This window comes from Chitinophaga sp. CC14 (assembly GCF_048957795.1).
Taxonomy (GTDB): domain Bacteria; phylum Bacteroidota; class Bacteroidia; order Chitinophagales; family Chitinophagaceae; genus Chitinophaga; species Chitinophaga ginsengisegetis.
On the sequence record NZ_JARBFY010000005.1, the window covers coordinates 214,197 to 237,929 of the forward strand.

The 23,733-nt window shown below is 48.3% G+C and carries 16 protein-coding genes; 4 read left to right on the forward strand and 12 right to left on the reverse strand.

Features of this window, described 5'->3' with window-relative positions:
* Positions 1–98: 98 nt before the first annotated feature.
* The 6 genes from PV783_RS20465 to PV783_RS20490 all read right to left on the reverse strand — a co-directional run bounded on the left by PV783_RS20465 (position 99) and on the right by PV783_RS20490 (position 9,069).
* Positions 99–1,613, reverse strand: a complete 1,515-nt coding sequence (locus PV783_RS20465; protein ID WP_420989369.1) for a SusD/RagB family nutrient-binding outer membrane lipoprotein — start codon at positions 1,611–1,613, stop codon at positions 99–101.
* A gap of 18 nt (positions 1,614–1,631) precedes the next feature.
* A complete protein-coding gene (locus tag PV783_RS20470; protein WP_420989370.1) occupies positions 1,632–5,207 on the reverse strand; it encodes a SusC/RagA family TonB-linked outer membrane protein in 3,576 nt (1,191 codons plus the stop codon).
* Positions 5,208–5,311: 104 nt separating this feature from the next.
* A complete protein-coding gene (locus PV783_RS20475; protein ID WP_420989371.1) occupies positions 5,312–6,502 on the reverse strand; it encodes a FecR domain-containing protein in 1,191 nt (396 codons plus the stop codon).
* 80 nt (positions 6,503–6,582) lie between these two features.
* Positions 6,583–7,113 carry an RNA polymerase sigma-70 factor gene (locus PV783_RS20480; protein ID WP_336389253.1) on the reverse strand — a complete coding sequence of 177 codons (531 nt, stop codon included), beginning with the start codon at positions 7,111–7,113 and terminating at the stop codon, positions 6,583–6,585.
* A 189-nt stretch (positions 7,114–7,302) separates the two neighbouring features.
* Positions 7,303–8,358, reverse strand: coding sequence for a DUF2167 domain-containing protein (locus PV783_RS20485; protein ID WP_420989372.1), 1,056 nt, complete (start codon positions 8,356–8,358; stop codon positions 7,303–7,305).
* Between the two features lie 90 nt (positions 8,359–8,448).
* Entirely contained in the window at positions 8,449–9,069 is a 621-nt protein-coding gene (locus PV783_RS20490; RefSeq protein ID WP_420989373.1) for a tetratricopeptide repeat protein, read from the reverse strand.
* 150 nt (positions 9,070–9,219) lie between these two features.
* Here PV783_RS20490 and PV783_RS20495 point away from each other — a divergent pair, with 150 nt between their 5' ends.
* A complete protein-coding gene (locus PV783_RS20495) occupies positions 9,220–10,788 on the forward strand; it encodes a discoidin domain-containing protein (protein WP_420989374.1) in 1,569 nt (522 codons plus the stop codon).
* A gap of 134 nt (positions 10,789–10,922) precedes the next feature.
* Here the strand turns inward: PV783_RS20495 and PV783_RS20500 are convergent, their stop codons facing one another.
* The 5 genes from PV783_RS20500 to PV783_RS20520 form a co-directional block, all read right to left on the reverse strand.
* The gene (locus tag PV783_RS20500; protein WP_420989375.1) at positions 10,923–11,345 is read right to left on the reverse strand and encodes an ester cyclase; all 423 of its coding nucleotides are present in this window, start codon (positions 11,343–11,345) and stop codon (positions 10,923–10,925) included.
* A 1-nt stretch (position 11,346) separates the two neighbouring features.
* Positions 11,347–11,994, reverse strand: coding sequence for an NADPH-dependent F420 reductase (locus PV783_RS20505; protein ID WP_079472932.1), 648 nt, complete (start codon positions 11,992–11,994; stop codon positions 11,347–11,349).
* Positions 11,995–12,084: 90 nt separating this feature from the next.
* Entirely contained in the window at positions 12,085–12,690 is a 606-nt protein-coding gene (locus PV783_RS20510; protein WP_420989376.1) for a Crp/Fnr family transcriptional regulator, read from the reverse strand.
* A 140-nt stretch (positions 12,691–12,830) separates the two neighbouring features.
* Complete coding sequence (locus PV783_RS20515) at positions 12,831–15,998, reverse strand: TonB-dependent receptor (protein ID WP_079472930.1); 3,168 nt, start codon at positions 15,996–15,998, stop codon at positions 12,831–12,833.
* A 214-nt stretch (positions 15,999–16,212) separates the two neighbouring features.
* Complete coding sequence (locus PV783_RS20520) at positions 16,213–17,208, reverse strand: Gfo/Idh/MocA family protein (protein ID WP_420989377.1); 996 nt, start codon at positions 17,206–17,208, stop codon at positions 16,213–16,215.
* Positions 17,209–17,271: 63 nt separating this feature from the next.
* Here PV783_RS20520 and PV783_RS20525 point away from each other — a divergent pair, with 63 nt between their 5' ends.
* On the forward strand, positions 17,272–17,874 hold the full coding sequence (locus PV783_RS20525) for a DNA-3-methyladenine glycosylase (protein WP_420989378.1): 603 nt from the start codon (positions 17,272–17,274) through the stop codon (positions 17,872–17,874).
* Between the two features lie 3 nt (positions 17,875–17,877).
* Here the strand turns inward: PV783_RS20525 and PV783_RS20530 are convergent, their stop codons facing one another.
* Positions 17,878–18,471, reverse strand: coding sequence for a hypothetical protein (locus tag PV783_RS20530; protein WP_420989379.1), 594 nt, complete (start codon positions 18,469–18,471; stop codon positions 17,878–17,880).
* A 152-nt stretch (positions 18,472–18,623) separates the two neighbouring features.
* Between PV783_RS20530 and PV783_RS20535 the strand changes: the two genes are divergently transcribed.
* Positions 18,624–19,931, forward strand: a complete 1,308-nt coding sequence (locus tag PV783_RS20535; protein ID WP_420989380.1) for a hypothetical protein — start codon at positions 18,624–18,626, stop codon at positions 19,929–19,931.
* The gene (locus PV783_RS20540; protein ID WP_420989381.1) at positions 19,928–23,695 is read left to right on the forward strand and encodes a glycosyltransferase; all 3,768 of its coding nucleotides are present in this window, start codon (positions 19,928–19,930) and stop codon (positions 23,693–23,695) included. The genes PV783_RS20535 and PV783_RS20540 overlap by 4 nt, the downstream gene beginning before the upstream one ends.
* Positions 23,696–23,733 lie beyond the last annotated feature (38 nt).

The following is a 23,733-nucleotide window of genomic DNA, read 5'->3' on the forward strand; positions in this document are numbered from 1 at the left end:
CATGCCGGTAAAAACAACTTTTTTACCGGTAAAGCGGCGGGTGGGGCAATAAAAAAAGGACCGCCTGTAAAAGACGACCCTTCTCTATCATTCACTATCTATTTCTTCTGATCCCACCAAACCTTCGACAGGTAGGAATCTCCATTGCTTAAACCGGACACGGCAGCCTTATAATTATCTGTATTCAGCAACGCTTCCAGCGATGAGTATACCGCCCTGCGGGGAATGGTACCATTGGTAGATCCCTGGTTAGGCCCCGGTGTTAAAACGGGGTAGCCCGTGCGGCGCCATTCAGCATAAGCTTCATAGTCGCGGCCAAACAACAGTATCCATTTCTGGGTCATAATCTTCTCCAGCTGTTTTTCTGACGTAAGTCCGGCGAGTGAAAACTCCGCATCAATATACGCCTGCGGAATGGAAGTAATATTGTACGGCTGCATGGCCATTGCCGCCCTGATACCATCCTGGTAAAATTTCTCTGCCTCTGCCGGTGTGGCGCCCCATCCCATCAACGCCGCTTCTGCCTTGAAGAAACATACATCTGCATACGTGAATACATATGCAGGGATAGGCGTAGCCAATGTTTTATTAAAGTAGGTAGTCATGGAAGCGGTAGAGTAATCATCCTTGATGATGCCAGACAACAACGCATCGGTTAATGCCACGCCAATACCTTTGTACACGGGCGTTCCACTGTTTCTTGAATTTACGGTAGGCGCCGCAATAAAGGTAAGGCGTGGATCATGTTTATCATTCAGCGTAGCTACAAAAGCCGATGCCAGGTAACGCAGATCGGGGCTGCCGCTGATAAACTGCGCCAGGATAGGGTTTGCGTTGGTGGTTTGTGCATCGTTGAAAGTAGGTACAGCGGCATTGTCTTTATTATCTGAAAAAAGCGGCTGGCTCATCGCTTCGCGCACTGTTTTTTCTGCCAGCTGCGGCGCGGCATATTTAATGCGCATGCCTAAACGGAGTTTCAGTGAGTTACCAAATTTCTTCCAGTTATCGGTAGCGCCTTTGTAATAGAAATCGGCATTGCCGTACGATACGTCGCTGGCGTTGATACTGGCAATAGCAGCATCGAGGTCGGCAATGAGGTGTTCATAAACCGACTGCTGGCTATCGTACACCGGTTTGTTGTTTACATCAGTAGCATCTTCTGTTGTTTGCGAAAATGGTACTGCGCCAAAAAGATCCGTTAACCGTTGCCATATAAATATTTCGAGGATGCGGGCAATAGCGAGCTTCGTTCTTCCTGTGGGATCATTTTCTTTTCCTTTCAATGCCTGGTTGCGGATCTGGCCGAGGTTGCGCAGCAAGGTATAATGCGCCGCCCACATGTTATTATCCGGCTGTTGGATGTAGCGGGAAGTAGGCGCCACCAGGCCACCGGCCCAGTATTGCACCCAGGACCCTACCTGTATATTGGCGGTTTCTGTGCCTTCAGAAAAGGCCGCATCTTTCTGTACTTTCGACAACAACAGGGCGGGATCAATGTTGGTAACCGTTGTTGGCGGCGTGTTTAAATCGCTGAAGTTTTTGGTACAGCCGCCCAGTAACAGTCCCGCAGTTAACACCAGCACTTTTCTATATATCGATGATTTGTTTTTCATATGCTTCGTTTTTACAGATTAAAGATCCAGGCTTACGTTCACACCAAAGCTCCGCATCATCGGCAGCGCCGTTGATTCCAGGCCGAGGGAAGAGTTGTTTACGTTGAAGGAAGAGGCTTCGGGAGAGAAGCCATCTGTTTTCCGCTGGAAGTAAAAAAGATTCCTGCCATAAATGCCTACATTCATTCTGCGGATAATTTTACCGGAGAATAATTTCGACGGCAGCGCGTAACTCAAACTGATTTCCCGCATGGCTACATAGCTGGCATCGTTCATCATCTCCTCTGACACCACGTTTTCTTTATCGCTCGCCACTACGTTCCAGTAGTCCTGTGCCAGTACTTTCATGGTATTTTCTTTACCGGTGCTAACCCAGTTGCCGCTGCTGTTTTTCTCTGCAATCATACCGGAAGCTACATAGCTGCCATCCCTGCCGGCCAGCGTTTTCTTTGTGGTGCCATAGATCAGCTCTTCGCGGTTGCTTTGGGAATATACCAGTCCGCCCTGGCGGATATCCACCAATGCTGCTAAGGCAAAGCCTTTATAACGGAAGGTGTTGGCGAAACCGCCGGTCCAGTCGGGCATGGCATTTCCCAGCTCCGTAAGCTGGCGGCCCTGCGTGCGCAGTGGCAATCCTGTAGCCGGATCTATCAACCGGTTGCCGGCTTCATCTTTCAGCCAGGCGAAGCCGGTTCCGATCATGGTACCGAAAGGCTTACCTGGTGCAGCAATTACGTTGATCCCCCTGTCGCTGCCCAATACAAATGTTTCCACTCCTTCGGTCAGTGATACCACTTCATTTTTGTTGCGGGAAAAAGTAAAAGTGCTTTCCCAGGTAAATCCATTCGCCAGCTTCACTGGTGTTCCGTTTAACGATAGTTCGATTCCCTTGTTCCGGATTTCACCGGCATTGATCCTGCGCGCTTCAAATTTGCTGGAAGGCGGTAAGGGCACATCCAGGATCTGGTTTTTCGTAGCGGCGTTATAGTAAGTAAAGCTGATGCCCAGGCGATTATTCAGGAGACGTACATCGGTACCAAATTCTACCGAGGTAGTCAGTTCATTTTTCAGGTTAGGGTCCGGGATGATGGAGGTAAACGCGGCCAGCGGCTGACCGCCATGTGTGAACTGATCCAGGCTGTAGGCGCCGGTGAGCTGGTAAGGATTACCGGAGCTGCCGGCCTGCGCCAGTGATCCGCGCAGCTTCCAGAAACTTACGATATTGCTGTTCATCTTCAGCAGATCAGTCATAATTAAACTGGTGCTCACAGAAGGATAAAAGAAAGAATTGTTGCTGGCAGATAAAGTAGATGACCAGTCGTTTCGTGCGGAGAAATCTACAAACCAGTAGTTCCGGAAGGCCAGCTGTCCGAAGCCATATACGGAGTTGATTTCAGATTCCTGTAAGTCGAAAAGATAGGAATTGGTCAGCGTGTTATTGATCACGTGCAGGTCCGGCACAATAAATTCTTTCCCGGTGTTGCCGGTCATGCGCATAAACTTTTTCTGGTGACTGGCGCCTGCATTCAGCCCCAGGGTGAAGTCCTTGCTCAGTTCCAGGTTACCGTTCAGCAATACATCATAGTTATCTTCCCGTACTCTTATTACCCGGTCTTCAATATCACCATTCCTGTTCTGGCTCTGGTAAGTGCCTTTGGCTCTCCAGCGCAGGCGTTCTTCTGTATAAAAATCGGTACCGCCGCGGGCTGTTAATTTCAGCCATTTATTAAAATCGTACGACAACCGCAGCATGCCCAGGAGCCTGTCGCGGTGATCAGTATTTTGTGTTTTATGGATGGTCCAGTAAGGATTGGCGGTAGAACTGTTGGTAGCGTATGTTTTCTCCAGTCCGGGTGTTACGCCGCTGTAGCCAAATTGCCGGGCCACGTCCTGGGCGGTCCAGGTGTAATCTGCAAGGATACTCAGCGGCATGCTCCGCGGCTGACTGATAAACAGGTAAGCCGGGTTATCGGATGCATCAGAAAGTGTAGGCCTGTTTTTACCTTTCTGGGAGATGTAGTTGAGCTTTACGTCCAGCTGTAATTTAGGCGTAATAGACGCCTGTGTGCGGAGGGTAAATGTGTTCCTGTCCAGCGTATTGGTGGGCACATATCCGTTTACATGCGTGTTGGAATAAGAGAAGCGGTAGTTCACTTTATCGTTTCCACCATCCGCGGCGATGTTATTAACGAACTGTTTTTCCTGGTTAAAAAAATCTTTATAGGTATTAGGTTGCGGCGTTAGCTTCAATACGTTTCCCCACTGGTCTTCATACTCCTGCCCTTCCATTTTTGCGCCCCAGCTGCTGCGGGCGATCCTGTCGCGGCCGGCGCTCATTTTAGGCATGCCCTGCAAGCCTTGCGCTTTGGCCTGCGCCATCGTATACACCTTACCATCTGTAGCGCGGAAGTGCGTAAAATCACCGTTCAGGCCCTGTCCGTATTCATCCTGGAAATCGGGTGTTACCAGTGCGTTGCCGATGGCGTAATCGCTGCTGAACTTCAGCCCGATACCTTTGCGGGAGCTGCCGGATTTGGTGGTGATGAGCACTACGCCGTTGCTGCCGCGCTGGCCGTACAATGCCGCAGCATTCGGTCCTTTCAGGATGGAAATGCTTTCAATGTCTTCCTGGTTAATATTGGAGATGCCATCGCCATAGTCCACACCGCCGGTGCTGCCGGCAGCGCCGATGTTCTGGTTATCGAGGGGTACTCCGTCTACCACATACAGCGGCTGGCTATTTCCCTGCAAAGAGTTGTTTCCGCGGATCAGGATCTTGGAAGATCCGCCGGCGCCGGAGGCAGGCTGACTCACCTGTACACCGGCCACTTTACCGGATAAGGCGTTGGCCACATTTACTTCTTTCCCTTCCGACAGGTCGGCGCCTTTCAGCTCTGCTACGGTATATCCGAGCGATTTGCTTTCGCGTTTGATACCCAGTGCCGTTACCACTACCTCCGACAAGCCCTTTGAGCTTTCTGTTAATTTTACATCCAGCGTGGTGTTGCCGGCGGTTTCCACGCGTTGTTTGTTAAACCCGATAAAGGAGAATAACAATGCATTAGCGCCGGATGGCAGCTGGATGGTGTATTTGCCCGTAGCATCTGTTACGGCACCTCTTGCGGAACCTTCTACTGTAACGGTTACACCGGGCAATGGCACGCCTTTTTCATCGGTTACCCTGCCGGTAATCAGTGTATCTGCTACCAATTCCGAAGTGGATTTTTTCACCGGCACTTCCTTCAGGGTGATGGTGCGGTCGATGATTTTATATTCCAGCGGCTGGCCTGCCAGGCATTGATTCAGTACCGCAGTTACTTCCGCATCCTTTACATTTAAAGAAACGGGCGTGGTATTTTTCAGGATATCGTTGTTGTACAAAAAGTAATAGCCGGTTTGTTGTTTGATGGCGTCAAACACCTGCTGTAACGGTACTTTCTTTACCGACAACGTAATTTTCTGCGCGTAAGCAGTGGCTGCGGCACTTAATGCGAAAAGGAAAAGCAGCAGGGTGGTCAGCTTTAAGGCCACCTTCGTTTTTACAGGCAATGGGAGTAGTATACCCCGCCCGAAAGCGGAAATAAATCTTTTCATCATCGGTTTAATTTTAAATTAATAGCGATTGATTCGTTTAAATTCTGGTCTTTGTTTATTACAGGTACTTATATTTCGTGCATCCGTTCCAGTTATAACTGATTTTATTTCGACAGTGTTATAGTAACGTCTTTTCCATTTACCCTGAAGTTGGCGCCGCTCACGAAGTTGAGCATTTCCAGCACCTGCGACAACTTAGCCTGACGGCTGATATTACCGCTGATAAGTTTTGCGGGCAGCGGACCTTCGTAGTGAACATCCAGGTCGTACCAGCGGGCCACCTGCTCCATAATTTCCCGGAAATCATCATCTTTAAAAAAGAAGATCCCTTCTTTCCAGGCGATGGCTTTTTCCGTATCTGCTGCGGAGATACGTACCTGGTCGCCCTGTACATTGGCCTGCTGACCTGGCGCCAGCTGCCAGGAGCGTTTATCCTTTACCTGGATTTTTACTGCGCCGGTGATCAGCGTGGTTTTCACCACTTTGCTGTAGGCGCCTACGTTAAAGTGGGTGCCCAGTACCAGTACTTCCATGTTCTGCACCATTACCCGGAAAGGTTTATCCGGGCTGGCGGCCACTTCAAAATATCCTTCACCGGTGAGTTCCACACGGCGTTCACCATTGGTGAAGTGTACCGGGAATCGCAGGGAGGATGCGGCGTTAAGCCATACGCGTGTGCCGTCTTCCAGCGTGAGCTGGTATTGCCCGGCCTTTGCGGTAGACAAGGTATTGAATAACGCAGCCGTGTGCGGTTCATTTGTTTTATTGTATACAAGGCCGCCTGATTGCTGTGCAATAGTGGTTCCATCTTCCTCTTTGATGGCTCCTTCCGGCTGATTGCCCAGGTGTATGGTTTTCCCGTTGCCCAGTTGCAGCGTGGCGTTGTTGCTGCCGGGGAGTACGTCGTTTTTTATTGGAGGGGAAGTGGCCGCCATCATTTTTACGGGCTTTGTTTCCGTTGTGCGCCAGTTGTAGGCAAGGATCACGCCTCCCAGTATGGCGGCAGCGGCGGCCGTCCACCCGACGAGGCGGCGCCATGCTATGCTCCTGCCGGAAGTGGCCGGGGTGGCGCGGGCCAGCACGGACTGCCAGTCGGCATCCACATCGATGGCCTCATGAAACGCCAGTGCATCACGCAGGGTTTCCTGGTCTTTCAGGGATTCCAGCAGCTGCTGATGCCGCACATCTTTTTCCAGCCAGGCTTCCAACTCCCGCTGTTCTGCTGCGGTAGCCTGTTCCCGGAGATATTTTAAAATTAAATCGGCGTATTTATACAGATCCTGGTTTTCCTCCATAAAGGTTGCTTACCAGGTAAAGAAACGCGGGATGAAAAAAGGGGTGAAAGAAATAATAATATTTTTTTTGAGAGAAGGATTTACAGGAACAGCACGGCGTAGATTTCGGGGTTAAGACGTTGCCTTAACAGGTGTAGTCCCCTTTTCTTTTGTGTTTTAACCGTATTAATGCTGATGTTCAGCTGGTCGGCGATTTCCTGGTTTTTGAGCCCGGAGATATAGCCCATCCTGATAATCACCTGGCAGGCTTCCGGCAATGTTTCCAGTGCGCGGTTGATTTCCCCGATCACTTCAGACCGGATCATTGTTAATATAACAGAAGGATCGTTTTCAGACATTCCTTCCTGTGCTGCCGCAAATTTCTCTACTACTTTTTCATGCCGGATAGCATTTAAACAGGCGTTACGCACGGTGCTATACAGGAAATTTTTGATTGCCACGGGATGCGCGGTCACCTGCCCCTGTTGCCCCAGGTAGCTTACAAAGGCTTCCTGGGCAATATCCCTGGCTTTGTCTTTATCACCGGTAAACTGAAAGGCAAAGTAGCAAAGCCTGGTATAGTAAGTTTTGAAAAGTATGGCTGGCTCCAGTGCTTCGGATGGCGTTGACATAAAATATACCTTTCGTGATCAATTCTGACAATCCGGAAACCATAGATAATGGCATCTCACCTGAAAAAATAAGACATTTATTCCGAAAAAACCAGGAAAACAATATTTGCGCCTGCCAGTGGGCATTGGGCATTAAAAAAGGCCTGCGTATGATGCAGGCCTTCTCATTTATGCTTATGATGATATTAATCACGATTTATCTTCCGGATTATTATCCGCTGGCGGTGCATCTACTGGAGCGTCAGCCACCTGCTCTCCGGCATCATCTGGTGCTGTATGATCATCTGTAACCGTATTAAAAACAACACTTTCCTTCTCCGCCTTCTTCCGGCTGAACATCCGTCTGAAAAAACCGATAAGCGCCACAAACCCGATAGCAATAAACTTCCATCCGGCCGCCAGGTACTTTAACAGGATAGCAAAGAACCCAACTTTCGCCAGCAATTTACCCGCTACGAGGCCGCCGATAGACCATGCCGCCACGTTATCCACTTTCGGATCAAAATCGAAATAGGTATTGCCCTGTGTGAAAGTGGCCATGTGTAATACTTTGCTGATATCCGCCTTTACCACCGGGAGTTCACTCATCTTACAAACAGCATTCAGCGACAATACACCATGACGCCCCAGGATACGGATCTCGTAATTCAGCGTATGACCGCCTTCCTGGTCATCGAAACGGATCTCCTTTGCCCAGTGCAGTACTTTATTTTTTTTATCGTAGAAAGGCTGCTGCGCCCATCCAATCAGATGGATGCCGGCGTAGCCCTGTTTAGCACGTTCTTCATTGGTTTCCTTCTCTCCTTCCTGCATTCCTTTCATCATTTCATTGTAGTCAATCTTTTCAGCGTCGTCATCTTTTACATAGCCGATGTCCTCAAATTCGATGATAAAAGCATAACTGCTATCCGCAAACGGATCAGAGTTTTCCGGGAAAATCATTCCCAACGTATTATTGGCATTTTCCGGCGGATTGCCCCAGAGCGTGGTGAGCACATACTGGCTTTTTTCCTTGTTCAGGAACTTAAAACCGGCAGGTACATTAATTTCTACTTTCCCACCCGGCAACAGGATAGTGCCTTTCTCATACTTAAAAGATTTGTTTACAGAGTCAACATAATTATCAAGCTCTTTCTGGTAAAGCTCCGTTGAATCTTCAATGGGAGCGGCTTTGGGGATAGCCGGGGTTGCATACAAACCCAGGGCTGCCAACAGCAACCCTGACAGGTACAGGTACTTGAACATAGTTATTATTATTTACGGGGACCAATTTGCGATAAATATTTCATATCCGGAAGAGAGGGGGGAATATTACAACTAATGTTGGAGCGGGGATTATCTGATCGTGCTTTTCGGATAATTCTTTAATTGCCTCAAGGCTCTCTTATGCCCTTCCTTTCCTGCTTTTTCAAAATAATATTTTGCCCACCGGTCAGACTGTACCACACCATCTCCCCATTTATAACACAGGGCTAAATTGTAAACCGCTTTAAGGTCTTGTTTCCCGGCTGCCATTCGATACCAGTAAACAGCTTTCTGATGATCTTCTGCCACACCCTGACCATAGAAATAACTATACCCTAATTCTCTCCAGGCTTCGATGCCTCCCTGTTTTGCTGAACGCATAAACCATTCTATTGCCTTTCCATAATCCTGGTTCACATATTCTCCGGTCTTAAAAAAGAGTCCTACATTAAACTGTGCATCCATATGTCCCTGCATAGCGGCTTTCAGGTACCAGTAAAATGCCTCCTCCGTATTCTTCTCCACTCCTTTCCCATAATCATAGCAGGTACCTACATAAAACTGTGCTCTTTTATGACCATTTGATGCAGCCGGATACCATAAAGCAAAAATCTTCTTCCAGTTACGCCTTTTGGGCGAACCATCAAAAGCATAGCTGTATCCTGAAAGGAATCTTCTTTGCTGTTCTTTTTTGCTTAATTCTTCAGCCATTTACCTAATATTATTATTTTTTTTTGCTTTCTGAAACAATTACTTAATTTAGTTTACCTGAATATGTGAAACGCCAACTGCGTAACCTGGAAAACCGTAAACCAAAATCTGTCGATTCTTACTGTCTTTGTTAATCAATAAATCCGAACAATGAAAAGGAAAAACCTTCATTCCCTGTTAGCAGGTATGCTATTGCTGCCTACCCTTTTTATGGCCTGTAAACGATCCCCCGGCGGGGAGTTGCAGCCCGTAGCAGATAAAACCAAATCCGGCCTGCAAAACTTTGTACCCAGCGCGTACGCCTTAAACGTTGTTTACTTTGTGCCTTCCGATGGCGACACCATCGTGAACTACCGGGCACGGCTAAACGGCATTTTACAACAGGGGCAACGCTTCTACGGAAAGTGGATGAACTACTACGGCTATGGCGACCGCTCCTTCGGACTGCCACTGGACTCCACCGGTAAAGTAAAGATCACGGTAGTAAAAGGCGCACTGCCAAAAACCGGCTATCCCTATGAAGGAGGCGGCAACACTGCCATCGGTGAACTGAACACCTGGTTTGCCGCACATCCGGCAGATAAGCACAGTGAACACACGTTGGTTATTATGCCCGCCAGCACCTATGCTTCTGATGGCGATCCCGGCGGCGTGCCCTTCTATGGTTTGGGCCGGTGGTGCTTTGCACTGGACTATGCCGAAATGGATACCAGCTATCTCGGTCAGAATACCACGCTGGGCAACCGCGCTACCAAATGGATCGGTGGCCTCATGCACGAATTGGGGCACGGCCTTAACCTGCCACATAACAAAGAGAAAGTATCTGAAGCCGCTGATCCGGCCAAAGGCACGGCACTCATGGGCAGCGGCAACTACACCTACGGCAAAAGCCCTACCTTTCTTACTGCCGCCAGCGCTGCTATCCTCAACAACTCACAGGTATTCCGCACCAGCACCGCCACCGGCATTTACGGCGGAGGAAACACTACTATCAATATCATCAAAGCCAGCTATACCGGCGGCAACATTGAGCTGAAAGTGAAATTCTCTTCCACACAAACGGTGAACAATGTAAACGTATATAATGATCCGGAAGGAGGAAATGATTATGATGCCGTACCGTGGGTGGCTGCGCCCTCCGGCGATAGTTTCCAGCTGAGTATGCCCATCAGTGAATTTCATAAGAAGACAGGCAACTACGCCCTGCGTATCCGTTTCCTGTATACCAATGGTTCTTCTACAGAAATCTCTTACCCGTATACTTTTGTAAACAATGAACCCGTACTGGATATCAGCACCAAGGACGAACTGAACAAATCTTCCTGGAGTATCACGTTTGTAAGCAGCCAGGAAGACGATGGCCCCGCAACCAACCTGCTGGACAACGACCAGGCAACAGTATGGCACACGCAGTGGAAAACGGTACAACCCGCGCATCCGCATACAGTGATCGTAAATATGAATGCAATAAAATCCATACAGGGATTGGCATTCCTGCAACGGGCAAACCTGAATGGTTCATTAAAAGATATTTCGGTATTCACCAGTACCGATAATGTAACGTATACATCGAGGGGGAACTATACGCTGACGAATGTAAACAGCAAACAGTATATCTCTTTCGGGGCTACCATTTCTGCAAAATATATCAAGATCGTAACCGCCTCTAATTACTCGGGCTCGCATTATGCGGTGCTGTCGGAATTGGGCGCGTGGTAATCATTTCTTTCTAAAAAATAAAAACAGGGTACGGTGATAATACCGCACCCTGTTTTTATTCTTTGCAGCTTTTCCGGTGCATAAATCCGGAGGCCTGTTGCATAAAGCTGCCAAAAGCCTCATTCCTGTAAGATTCACCCGGCGTTTATCACTGCTCCCAGCTGAAGCAACAGCCCAAACATATCCGGCATACCATGCTCCTCAATAATCTGTCCTTCTTTAAAATAGTAAAAGTTCATTGCTTTTATCTCAATTGACCTTTCCGTTGCAGCAATCCCAAAGAATATGTTTTTATGAGTTCCCTTCATCGTGAAACGTACTGCTACCCTATCATTATCGATAACGATGTCGTCGGGGCTCCATTGAATATCGGGAAACCCGCTACGCATCATACCAATAATCGCCAGATAACCTTCCGGACCACGCATAGGCTCAGGGTTACCAGGTACATGAAAGACCGCATCAGGGCTAATCAATTCATCTGCCAGTTGAGGGTTTGCTGTATTTATAAATTCCACAAACCGGTTCATCAATTGTATTTTTTCTTCCCTTGCCATACTATATGTTTTTTACCTCTTTTAATGTAACCGTTTTACCCAACGCACCAAATTCGTGAAGATCCCCAAATACCTCGATCCTGATGGATTTGTCAAGTCCGCCAATACGTACCGGTTCGAAACCATTATCGATGATCAACTGCTCCACATCGGCATTAATGCTTGTATCATCTGTTGCATAGAACAGTATGGCCCTTTCCGGCGTTTGAAACGCAGCGTTTGCCAGCGAACCGGCGCCTAATGTTCCCAATGCTTTTGCCAGCCAGGTATTTTTCGGTAAAGCCGCTGCGTTTATTGCGCCGGCAGATTGGTTTTCAGCGATGATTTTTTTGAACCCGCCTTTTTCATCCGGAGCAATTGGATTGGATGGGTCCACAATAATCTTACCTTCCAGATCGGCAGCATATTGATTTATAAAATCAGCAATCGCGCCAAATGGAATGGCTAGCACCACAATACCCGCTTCTTTCACTGCATAATGAATATCCCCTGCCTGAGCTGATGCGCCCCATTTTCCGGCAAGTTCTTTTGCCTTGTCAACATTCCTGTCGGCTGCAATAAAGGGGCGGCCAGCTTTAGCCAGGTTTGCGGCAACTACCTGTCCTATGTTTCCCATACCTATGATGGCCACTTTCGAAGTTGTTTTCATACTATCTCTTTTTAGAATTTGATAGCACAAAGTTCAGCAACGTCTATCTGCAGGCCAATAAACTACATCAAGAAAAAATATTGATCTGGTTTAAGAGTTCTTTGTGCGCTTGCTACGCAAACGGCTCAGGAACTCGGGCGTAATACCCAAAAAGGATGCTATCTGGGTCTGGGGAAGGCGGTTAGACAAATCGGGGTAAACCTCTAAAAACGAGTTGTAGTGATCTTCTGCAGAGGAACTGAGGTTTTGCAGCAGTCTCTTCTGAAGGGTAATAAAACTGTTCTCAGTCAAAACTCTGAAAATACGATCAAATTTCGGAGCCTCTATATAAAGTGAAATAAGGTTATCGTAACTGATCTGCAAAACCATTGTATCTTCCAGGGCATCTATGTTTAATTCTGAGGCTTTTCTGCTGTGGAAGCTTCCAAGATCGTTGATCCACTTGTTTTCCGCTGCAAACTGTAAAATATGCGTGTTTCCCTTTTCATCTACTTTATACATCCGGAGGCAACCACGTATTACGAAGCTGAGTTGCGAACAAATATCGCCTTCCTGGTGCACATATTGTCTTTTGCGATACAGACGGGGCTGAAACCTGGCTACAATGAGCTCCCTTTCCATACTGTTCAGCGGAATAAGATCATTGAAATACTTTAATAGTGGGGCCAGAGAAATCTCTGATAAATCCTGTTTCATAAATATTCAATATCAATCAGGCAAATTTAACGATAATTAATTCTCCTGCCAGTAATCCAAGTAGAAAGGGGGACCAGCCTGTAACGGCGATCCCCCTTTGTATTGTTTTCAAACAGTTATTTCGCTTTAACCCGTTTTTATTAAAAACCGTAACGGAGCCCCAGCTGAATCTGCCACGGGTTACCGCCCGGCACTACTACACCTGAGTTCACGTTCACGTTATATTTATAAGTGGAGGTAACAGGATCGAAACCACCTAAAGAATAAATATTCTGTTTGCCCAGTAATTTACTGGTACCCCATTCTTTGTTAAACATATTGGCGAGGTTAAAGAAATCGGCAGATGGCTCCAGGTACTGCTTCTTACCAAACCGGATCTTTTTAGCGATCCTCAGATCCCATACACCATAGAAGCCATTTACACCACCATTTCTTTCTGCTACTTTCCCGCTGCTTCTGCGGATGTAATCTTTCACGCTTTCATCGGCTAAAGGATTATCTAAAATCGCCTGGAGATCGGTACGGATCTTCTGCGGCACATTGGCATTGTTCACGTCAAATACATAGGCCAGGTCGTTTGAGTTTACGAAGTCGCCATTTACGTTACCGCCTACAGCCAGCGAATAACGTGTACCGCCTATACCGGAATAACGCACACCTACATTAATTCCCCAGAAGGTGGGCAGTGTACCGTATACCACCACCTTATGACGGAACTGGTTATCGGAATAGCTCATAGTGCTGAGATTACGCGGATCGTCTTTTACCATCAGCGACAAAGTAGCCGTGTTGGCTACGTCGCCGTTATAAGAGGTATTATCTTTTGCATCGTTCCAGGTGTAGCTAACAGAAACTTCCCCGTCTCTGAAATAACGGAAAGTACCATCTACCACAAAGGCAAACTGGTTCACTTTACCATCGCTGTTCAGTTCCAGCACACGGCCTACATTGGTGCTCTTACGGCCTTTGGTCCAGTCGGTAGCGCCATTGGTTACGTTGATCGTAGATGCAGGCACATATACGCCGCGGTTACCTTCATTCGACAAACGGAAGAAAGGCTGATCCGCCATGTTACGATCTACATACATATAGTTGTGACGCGCAATAGTGGTGAAGAAAGTCACGCCCATTTTAAAGCGGTCGGAGAACAGGTGATTATAGGAGATGTTCGCTTTGTACACAACCGGGATCCTGGCATCTTTACCATTCATGTTAATGGTACCCTGGCGTGGCAGTCCGAGCTTATCGAACATTTCCTTACCCGGTGCGGTAGAAGGATCTTTGCGGTATGCCGGGAAATCGGGAACGGGTACACCGGCGCCCTGTATATCCACAGTAAGTACTTTCGTACCATCAAACAACATGTTGTTGATCATGGCATAGTTGTTTATGTCTGATCCGAAGATGGCCGCACCGAAGCGCAGGTAATCTGTATGCTTTTCCTTGATGTCCCAGTTGAACTGGATACGTGGCTGCAGCTGGAAAGTTTTCAGCGAGTTATCAGTGCTCAGTCCCAGCTCGTCATACACGGTTTGATTGAAGTTGGGCTTGTTCAGGTAAGTGGTATAATCGGCACGGAGACCGGCAATCATTTCAAAACCAGGGAACAGGTAGGTTTGCATCTGTGCGTATAAGGCGCCGCTGAGAATATTCTGGTTCACGCTGGGATCATCTGCCAGTGCTACTTCGCGGGCATAACGGTAAGGTTTCAGGTTATTGAAATTATCCATACCGGTGAAATAAAAACGGCCGTTCATTTCACTGCCATACAGTGAGTTCATGTGACTGTACATCACATCGGCGCCAAAAGTATAGTTTGCTTTATTGGTATTGTAATAAAGATTGTCTACCAGCTGGAATACGTTATTGTAGAAGTGTTCCGGCGAGTAACGTTGTCCACCGAGCTGGATGGAGGTAAACACGGATTTATTGTCAATGCTGGACTCCACTCTCTCCACGATAGCACGTGGAATATTCTGTGCAGGCAGCTGGCTGCCGGGTGAGCTTTCTTCAAAAGTATACAGATGTTGCAGTTTCAGCTCATTCGTAATCCTGGGATTCACCACGGTACGCAGGGTAGCCAGCAAGCTGTTGTTGATGGCATGCGCATCTGCATATACTTCATAGAGATTGATGGCGGTGTTATCGTCACGACCCAGCGGTGCGCGGTCGTTTACATAGTTATCGCGGATGGTGAGGAGGTTCCGTTCGTTAAGCTGCCAGTCGATACGTGCAAAAGCCGCATCTGTACCGCGTTTCTTGTTGAAAGATCCGAACTGCGGCGTGGAGGCTACGCCGTATTTGCCGCGTGCAATACCGAGGTAAGTATCCAGTGTCGACTGTGTAACGTTGAACCGTTTTTCATCTGCCGGTGTTTTGATATCCGCCAGTTGCAGGGGGCGTGAATCGGCCTGGTGATCCCACGCTACGAAGAAGTGTAGTTTATTTTTAATGATAGGGCCGCCTAAAGAGAAGCCGTATTGATAGGTGGAGAAGTCGTTCTGGCGCCTGTTACCGCGGGCGTCGTATTTGCTGGATAACGCATCGGCCCTTACGAAGGTGAAGGCGCTACCTGAAAAAGTGTTGGTACCTGATTTGGTTACCGTGCTGATGGTACCGCCACCGCTGCGGCCAAAGGTAACATCGTACTGGTTGGTAACTACTTTGAATTCCCGGATGGCTTCCATTGAAATAGCGTATGGGCCGCCGATACGGGTGTTGGTGCCACTGCTGGAAGTCGGGTTCTTTGCGGAGGTACCATCAATGGTGATGTTGGTAGAAGAGCCGAGCTGTCCTGCCAGGTTGCTTCCGCTGCTGAGCGGCGAAAGATCTATGAGGCTGCTGAAGTTACGGCCATTCACCGGCAGGCGGGCAATATCCCTTGCCGTTACCGTGGTGGCTGCGCCAAAGTTTTCTGTTTTGTTGCGGAGCGCTGCGCCCGACACCGTGATTTCCTTCATGGCTACCGCGGTTGTCTGCATCTGGAAGTTGGCGCGGATCACATCGCCCTGGTTGAGTGAGTACCCGGTGCGTTTTTGTTCGGCATATCCCATCGCTGTTACCTGGATCGTATATGGTCCGCCGAGTGGCAACTCTTTAATAAGGTACTCTCCTTTGGCGTTTGAAATAGTACGGCTGCTAAAGCCGGTTGATTCGTTGCGCACCAGTACAGATGCACCCGGAATCAGTTGTTTGGTATCATCAGAGACAATCCCCGAAATCGACGCCTGCGTTGTTTGTGCAAGCAATGGCTGCCTGATTATGCAGCATAATAACAGTACTGACAGAAGTGTGAAGATAGGTTTCATGAGCGCGAAAATATTACAGGATAATTTGAATATTAAGTGTTCACTGCATTCGTAACATAAAGTTCATATCCGGGAGGATATGTCTGCATCACACTACTCGGTCAAGTAGTTAATCAATAACGTGGGTCCTGTTCAACTGGTTCTTCTGAATGAGCGATATGGTTGAATGCTGCTCTCTGCAGGAATTAAGATACGCAAATAGTTGGGTATTCACCTAATTACCGGGACTTTTTTTCGCGGATTTCGTGAACTGGTCCATCAGCTCCATTGATAAAATAGCCTGCTCTGCGGAACAGGGATTAGCGCCTTTGCCCAGGAAATAGGCCGTTACCTTTTCTATCATGGGTTGCTGCACATGTTGCAACGGGTCAAAAATAAATTCTTCTGTATGTCCTTCTTTGCTCAATGTTATTTTACTGCCAAACACGGGGAAGCTGATTTTGCCGGATGATCCGGTTATTTCGCAACAGTCCTTCTGATCAGCGGGCGACACCGTAAAGCACCACATGCCGTTAAACACTACGCCGTTTTCAAATAAGATATGCCCGGTTACCAGGTCATCTGCCTGGTTGACTCCCGCCTGGTTCGCGGCGATCCCGGCAGCGTGCTTTGGCTTTCCGAAGAAATAGATCATCAGGTCGAGCTGATGCGGGGCCAGGTCGTGAAACAGGCCGCCACCGGAAACAGCGGGATCTATCCGCCAGTTGACCGTCGAATCAGCTATCAGGCTGGAAGCCGGCGGCTGCAGCATTTGCAGCGATACAAAACGGATATCACCGATGGCGTTATCCGCCAGCAGCTCTTTTATTTTTAAGAATACCGGCTGCTCGCGCCGGTAGTGCGCCACGCTTAGTTTTACGTTGTATTGATCCGATGCGGCTTTCATCCTGATGGCTGATGCGGCATCCAGCGTCATTGGCTTTTCCACGTACACCGGTTTTCCTTTCGACAAAGCAAGGAGGGTGTATTCCTCATGTTGCAAAGGCGGTGTGGCAATATATATGGCGTTGATCTCCGGATCGTTGATCAGCTGTTCAGCATTGCTGTACCATTTGGGCACGCCATGCCGCAGGGCATAGTCCTGCGCTTTTACAGCGTCTCTGCGCATAACCGCTACCAGTGACGAATGCGGCACTTTATTAAAAGCCGGGCCACTTTTGACTTCCGTCACATCTCCACAACCTATGATTCCCCACTTTATTTCTTCCATAATGATGTTTATAATTATGCAAATAACATAAATTCATTTTTTAAAACAGGGATATTTATTTCGATGGCTAAGTTAAAGCATGAATTTTATCAGCAGCACGAGGTGACAACCATTGCGAAACAATTGCTGGGGAAAATACTGGTTACCTATATCAATGGCGTTCGCACCGCTGGTATGATTGTGGAAACAGAAGCCTATGCAGGCAGCGGCGACCGGGCCTCGCATGCCTGGAATAACCGCCGTACCAAACGCACGGAAGTGATGTACAAGCCGGGCGGATTTGCGTATGTGTATTTATGTTATGGTATTCACTATCTTTTTAACGTGGTCACCAACATTGAAGATACGCCGCATGCGGTATTGATCAGGGCGCTGCAGCCTGTTGATGGTATAGAGATGATGAAGCAGCGTTATAACAACAAGCCCTCCGCCAAACTCACAGCGGGCCCGGGTAGCCTCTGCAAGGCAATGGGTATCGATGCCGGCCTGAACGGGGAAAGCCTTACCGGGAAGAAAGTATGGATTGAATCCGGCAAGGATATTCCGGAAGATGCGATTACGGTATCTACCCGTGTAGGCGTGCAATATGCCGGGGAAGATGCCTATCTCCCCTATCGTTTCAGTATTAAAAACAATGACTGGGTAAGCAAAGGGAAAGGCTTGTGAAGATCATTGCCCCATCTTCCTGTTAATTTTCCCCTCCAGTGAAGCGATGATATTCACACAGTCTCCGAGGCGCGAATAAGCCGTGCTGCCATCCAGTGCCAGGTCCTTTTTAGTGACCTCCAAACCGCCCAGGAATGCTTCCAGGTAAGATAAATACTTAGGCTGGTCGCTGTATAAAGCATTGTAAATTTCTTCATTGAGTTTATCTCCTTCCGCCTGGAGTTCAGGATTTACCAGGTCAGTAACCTCTCGCAGTTTTTCCATCACCGCGCTCATTTTTACTTTAAGCGCTTCCAGGTTATAGTCGTCTTTTTTACCGGGGGCAATATTATTCCGGAACAAACTGTCTGAAAGTGTTTTCCTGGCTTTGCGGTAATTATTCAATTCCTGTTTCAGGGCTTCCAGCTGTTGGTTCAGCTGTTCTCCTTTTTCACGTTTGAAATATTTATCGACGTCGTTATCCAGGTGTTTCACCCAGGTGAGCATGTGGAAGGTGATATCTGTAACGCCTGGTTTTCCCGATTGTGCCAGCACGCTGGCAGAAAAGAACAGTATACAGCAAAGCGCTGCCCCGGTGAGTACTTTTCGTAGTTTCATTATAATCGTTTAATGGCCTGTGCCATTGAAAATAAGCAATTTTCTTTTATGTCCGGGAAAATGAAGATACTATCCCCCGGCTGCATAAGTTTCTGATTTTATATTATATTCGGTTTCGTGTTGTAAGTAATATATTATATTATACCTGGTGAATGCTTAAGAAGATTTGTTTTCATGCTGCGTTGCTCACTGTCCTTACCGGTTGCCTGTCGTCCCCTGCTCCGTTGCGTAAGGGCAAGGTTTACATCGGCAAACAGGGCGACCAATACCAGTTATACCGCGAAGGACAACCCTTTACAATAAAAGGGGCAGCTGGTTTTGAAAATCTCCGGGAACTATCTGCGGCCGGTGGCAATACCATCCGTACCTGGGATACCTTACACCTCGGTAAGATACTGGACGACGCGTACGCCAATCATATAGCAGTGATAGCAGGTTTTCCCATGCCTGTCAGCGGATTTTTACCCTACTATAACGATACGGCTAAAGTAGCCACCCAATACACGGCTTTCAGGAACGTGGTAAACCGGTATAAGTCGCATCCCGCATTGCTGATGTGGTGCCTTGGCAATGAAATTGATTTCCCCTACAAACCGCAGTACAACAGCTTTTACACGGCTTATAACCGCCTTTTGAAAATGATCCATACGGAAGATCCCGATCACCCGGTAACTACTGCGCTGATAAATTTCAACAAACGGTGTATCTATAACATCCGGTTAAAAGTAACGGGCCTCGACCTTATTTCGATGAATATTTTTGGTGAGCTGCGTGACCTGCAACGCAACCTGGACAACTTTTCGTGGTTCTGGGATGGTCCTTTCCTGATTACGGAATGGGGTATCAACGGCCCGTGGGAGTCGGCGGCGTTCACCACATGGGGAGCGCCGGTTGAGTACAACAGCACCCAAAAGGCGGAAGAATACCTGCAGCGTTACCAGGAGTACATGCCGGTGAAAGATCCGCGCTTCCTCGGCGCCTGCGTTTTTTACTGGGGCAATAAACAGGAAGTAACACATACCTGGTTCAGCTTATTTACAAAAGAGGGTGAAGCTTCGGAAACCGTAGCCGTGATGGAATACCTGTGGACCGGCAAATGGCCTCCTTACAAGGCCCCGGCATTAAGGTATGTATTACTGAACGGCAAAGGCGCCAGGGACAACATCTTATTAAATCCCAACAGCCTGCAAACCGCGGAAGTCCTGTTACGGGACACCGCCGGTGGCCCCTTACGGATTACCTGGGAGATACTGGCGGAAGACTGGCACACCAAAAACCAGGACGAGCCCAACCTGCAGAAACCCGTTGCTTACAACAACCTGTTGCTGCCTCCGCAGGGAAATAAGATCACGTTCCGTTCTCCTGTAAAAGAAGGACCTTACAGGATCTTTGCCACCGTTTCTGATAATAAAGGACATTTTGCTACCGCCAATACACCATTTTACGTAGTCAGTCGATGATAGATAGACCATCACCTATTTTACCACCTTCGCGCCGGGAACGCTTTACGCTACGGCTCATGATCCTGCTGGGCGCCTGCAGCATGATTTACCTGCTGTATTGTCTTTTAAACAAGGCACAGATAGGTTATGCTCCTTTTTACTGGATCCTGATGGCTGGTCTTGTTTTTAACTGCCTCACCATACTCCATGAATGGTATCACTATTTTTCCATTTCAGTACCGGAAACGCCGGAAACGCAACATCCCTTTACGGTTGACATCTTTACTACCTTTTGTCCGGGCGAACCCTATGCCATGATCGTGGAAACGTTAACGGCTATACAGGCCATCACCTATCCGCATACCACCTATCTCTGCGATGAAGCCAACGACCCTTACCTGATTGAAGTATGTAAACAACTCGGCGTAAAACATGTAACAAGATTTACCCGTGAAGATGCCAAAGCCGGCAACATCAACAATGCCTTGAAACAGGCTACCGGGGAGCTCTGCGTGGTGATGGACCCGGATCATGTTCCTTCGCCGGACTTCCTCGACGTAATTGTATCACATTTCAATAACCCGGAAGTAGGGTTTGTGCAGATTGTTCAGGCATACAGCAACCTGGGCGACAGCCTCGTGGCCAAAGGTGCGGCCCAGCAAACCTTCCAGTTCTACGGCCCTATCATGGCCACCATGAATAGTTATGGCACCGTGCTGGCCATCGGTGCTAACTGTACCTTCCGGAGAGCCGCGCTGGATTCTATCGGAGGACACGCCAGCGGTCTTGCGGAAGACATGCATACCGCTATGCAGCTGCATGCCAAAGGCTGGAAATCGGTGTATGTACCAGCTGTACTCACCAGGGGCCTGGTACCGGCCACCATGTCGGCCTATTACGCCCAACAACTGAAATGGGCCCGTGGCACCCTGGAATTACTGGTTACCTCCTACCCGAAATTATTCCGGTCTTTTACCTGGCGGCAACGCCTGCACTATGGCACCATTCCCTTTCATTATTTATCCGGCATTGTTTTCTTTATAAATTTCCTCATCCCTGTTCTCTCCCTGTTTACCGGGCTGATACCTTTGCGGGTAGACTTTATCAACTTTGCCCTGCTGGGATTGCCTACCGTTACAGCAATTATCCTGATCCGTCATTTTGTACAACGATGGGTGATGGAAGAAACAGAAAGAGGCTTTCATGTGGTAGGCGGCCTCCTGCTGATCGGTACCTGGTGGATCTATATCCTAGGACTCGTGTATACTGTTATCCGGAAGAAGGTTCCGTATATTCCCACTCCTAAAGACGACAGCGGAGCTGATAACTGGCAGCTGAACATACCTAATATATTGGTGCTGCTTACTTCACTGGCGGCGATTGCTTACGGGCTGTCGTACGACTGGAATCCCTATTCCCTTGTGATGGCCGGCATCGCAGGCGTGAACTGCCTGATCATGATGTTCAATATTATTGCCAGTCTGCGCCTGCGCCGCCTGGCGGTAAAATATCATTGGCTAAGGATCGTGCTCATATACCCGTTACTGTTAAAGAAGCAATTATGGCTTTTCCGGCATCTTCATTTGTACGCGGCCTTCCGTAAGCTGGGGTTGCCCTTACTCCTGGCAATTGTTATATTAACGGGGTATATGATTGGAAGCAATCCCGAACCCGCTGCTGTTTTGCATCCGGCAACACATAAACAAAAAACATTTTACACCGGGATATTCAGTCCGGATGAAACAAACGGTCTCACTGCCATTCAACAGGTAAAGGACTACCAGCAACAGTTTAACGCCCGCTTCAACATCATATCGTTGTATCTGCCCTGGGGAGATGCGCCGCAATGCAACTTACCCGACTCGCTGATAACCGCCATTTACAACAACGGGTCGCTACCCATGATCACCTGGGAACCCTGGACCTCCCTGTTTAAAAATGCAGCACTGCATAAAGAACAAAAGGTGTTTGCGCGTATCAGCGCAGGCGCTTTTGATGAATACCTGCTGCGGTTTGCTGCCCGGATTAAATCATTGAACCGGCCGGTATACCTTCGCTTTGCGCATGAAGCGGATAACCCCGCCTATCCCTGGTCGCAAACCGGTAACAACACACCGGAAGAGTTCAAAGCCGCCTGGAGATATGTATATGACCTCTTTCAGCGCAATGGCGCCGGCAATGTTATCTGGGTGTGGCACCCGTGGCGCGCCACAGCGGCAACGGAATATTTTCCCGGAACATCGTATGTCGACTGGATCGGGGTGACGGGGCTTAACTATGGACCGCAAAATGAAAACGGGCAGTCATATGCTTTCCGGGAATTGTATGCGCCGTTTCATCAGCTGCCGGTATTCCGTTCCGGCCTGCCCGTGATGGTAGCTGAAATGGGCTCGCTCGCCGCCGCCGGCAACCAACAGCTATGGCTAAACGATGCCTTTAACGCAATTGATCATTCCTTCAGTGAAATACACGCCTTCATACTATTTAACAGCGACCAGGATAAAAACGTATTACGCCCCGTTGCAGGAGACAAGCTTAACTGGAAATTACAGGAACCCGGAAAAGTATTTGCTGCAGCAGAAAAGTATACCCGTATCCGTGAGTCCGGGAAAACAATCCCTTACGGCAATATCATCACAACGCCGCCATCCGGCCGGGTAACGGCTGCTATACCACTGCCGGACAGCATCCGGGGAATAAATTATCAGAAAGGAGAAAACTGGTTCAGGAATTTACACGCCCTTACCCGCCGGGAGATCACCAAAGATTTCACGGGCATGAAAGCACTTGGCGCCAATACCATCCGCCGCTTTGGCCCTGGTGTATACGACAGGAACATCCTGCATGTGGCAAAAGAACTGGATATAAATATTCATTATGGCTTCTGGATTCCTGCCATAACAGATATGGATAAAGATGCGGCCATGCTTTCCGATCTCCGGAAAACTATCCTTCACCGGGTAGCAGCACTGAAACACGACCGCAGCATAGTAGCCTGGAACATCGGCGACACCGTATGGCAGCAGCTTTTAAAAGAGTACTTTAAGCCGGAGCTACTTTATCAGCAACAGAACTTTATCATCTGGCTCGGCAACCTGATGACCGCCATTAAGGCCATAGATGCTACCAGACCACTGACAATAGACGTGGCCATGAACAGCCATATAGCCGGCGACCTGGAAATGCTGCATCAGCAGTTACCACAGGCAGATGCATTCGGCATTGTGATGGGGAACGATACCACCGGTTTGTCGCAACTGGCATCCGTTACCCTTCCCCATTATTTCAGCCAGATACCGGTAGCGGCTTACGCCCACCTGCCAGGTAACCGGCAACCAGCTTTCATTACCAGCTGGCAGGACCTGGAAACACGGGACTATGTAACATTTGACGGCCTCACCGATCATTGGGGAAGATATAAATCATCCTTCTACCAGCTGGGATACTTATGGAGCAACACCTTCCGCGAACCGGCTATTCCGCGTATCCATATACTACGACCAGCCAGAACCACCTATCCGGACGACCGGCTCACCTATCATGCACTTATTTACAACAACAATGAATGGAAACCCGCTGCTAACAACTCCGGTGTAAAGCTTGAATGGTATCTTGTAAAAACAGATGGTGATGGCAACAACATCTTTTTAAGAAAACTGGGCACGGGCGCCTTCATTACTATCTCCATACCTGAAAATCCGGAACACTACCGGTTGTACCTCGAAGCCGTGAAAGATGATCATGTGGCTACGGTGCAATCAAAGCTGAATACGCCGCTCTAACGTGTAATTATTACCACTTGTAAAGTTTATTATAAATT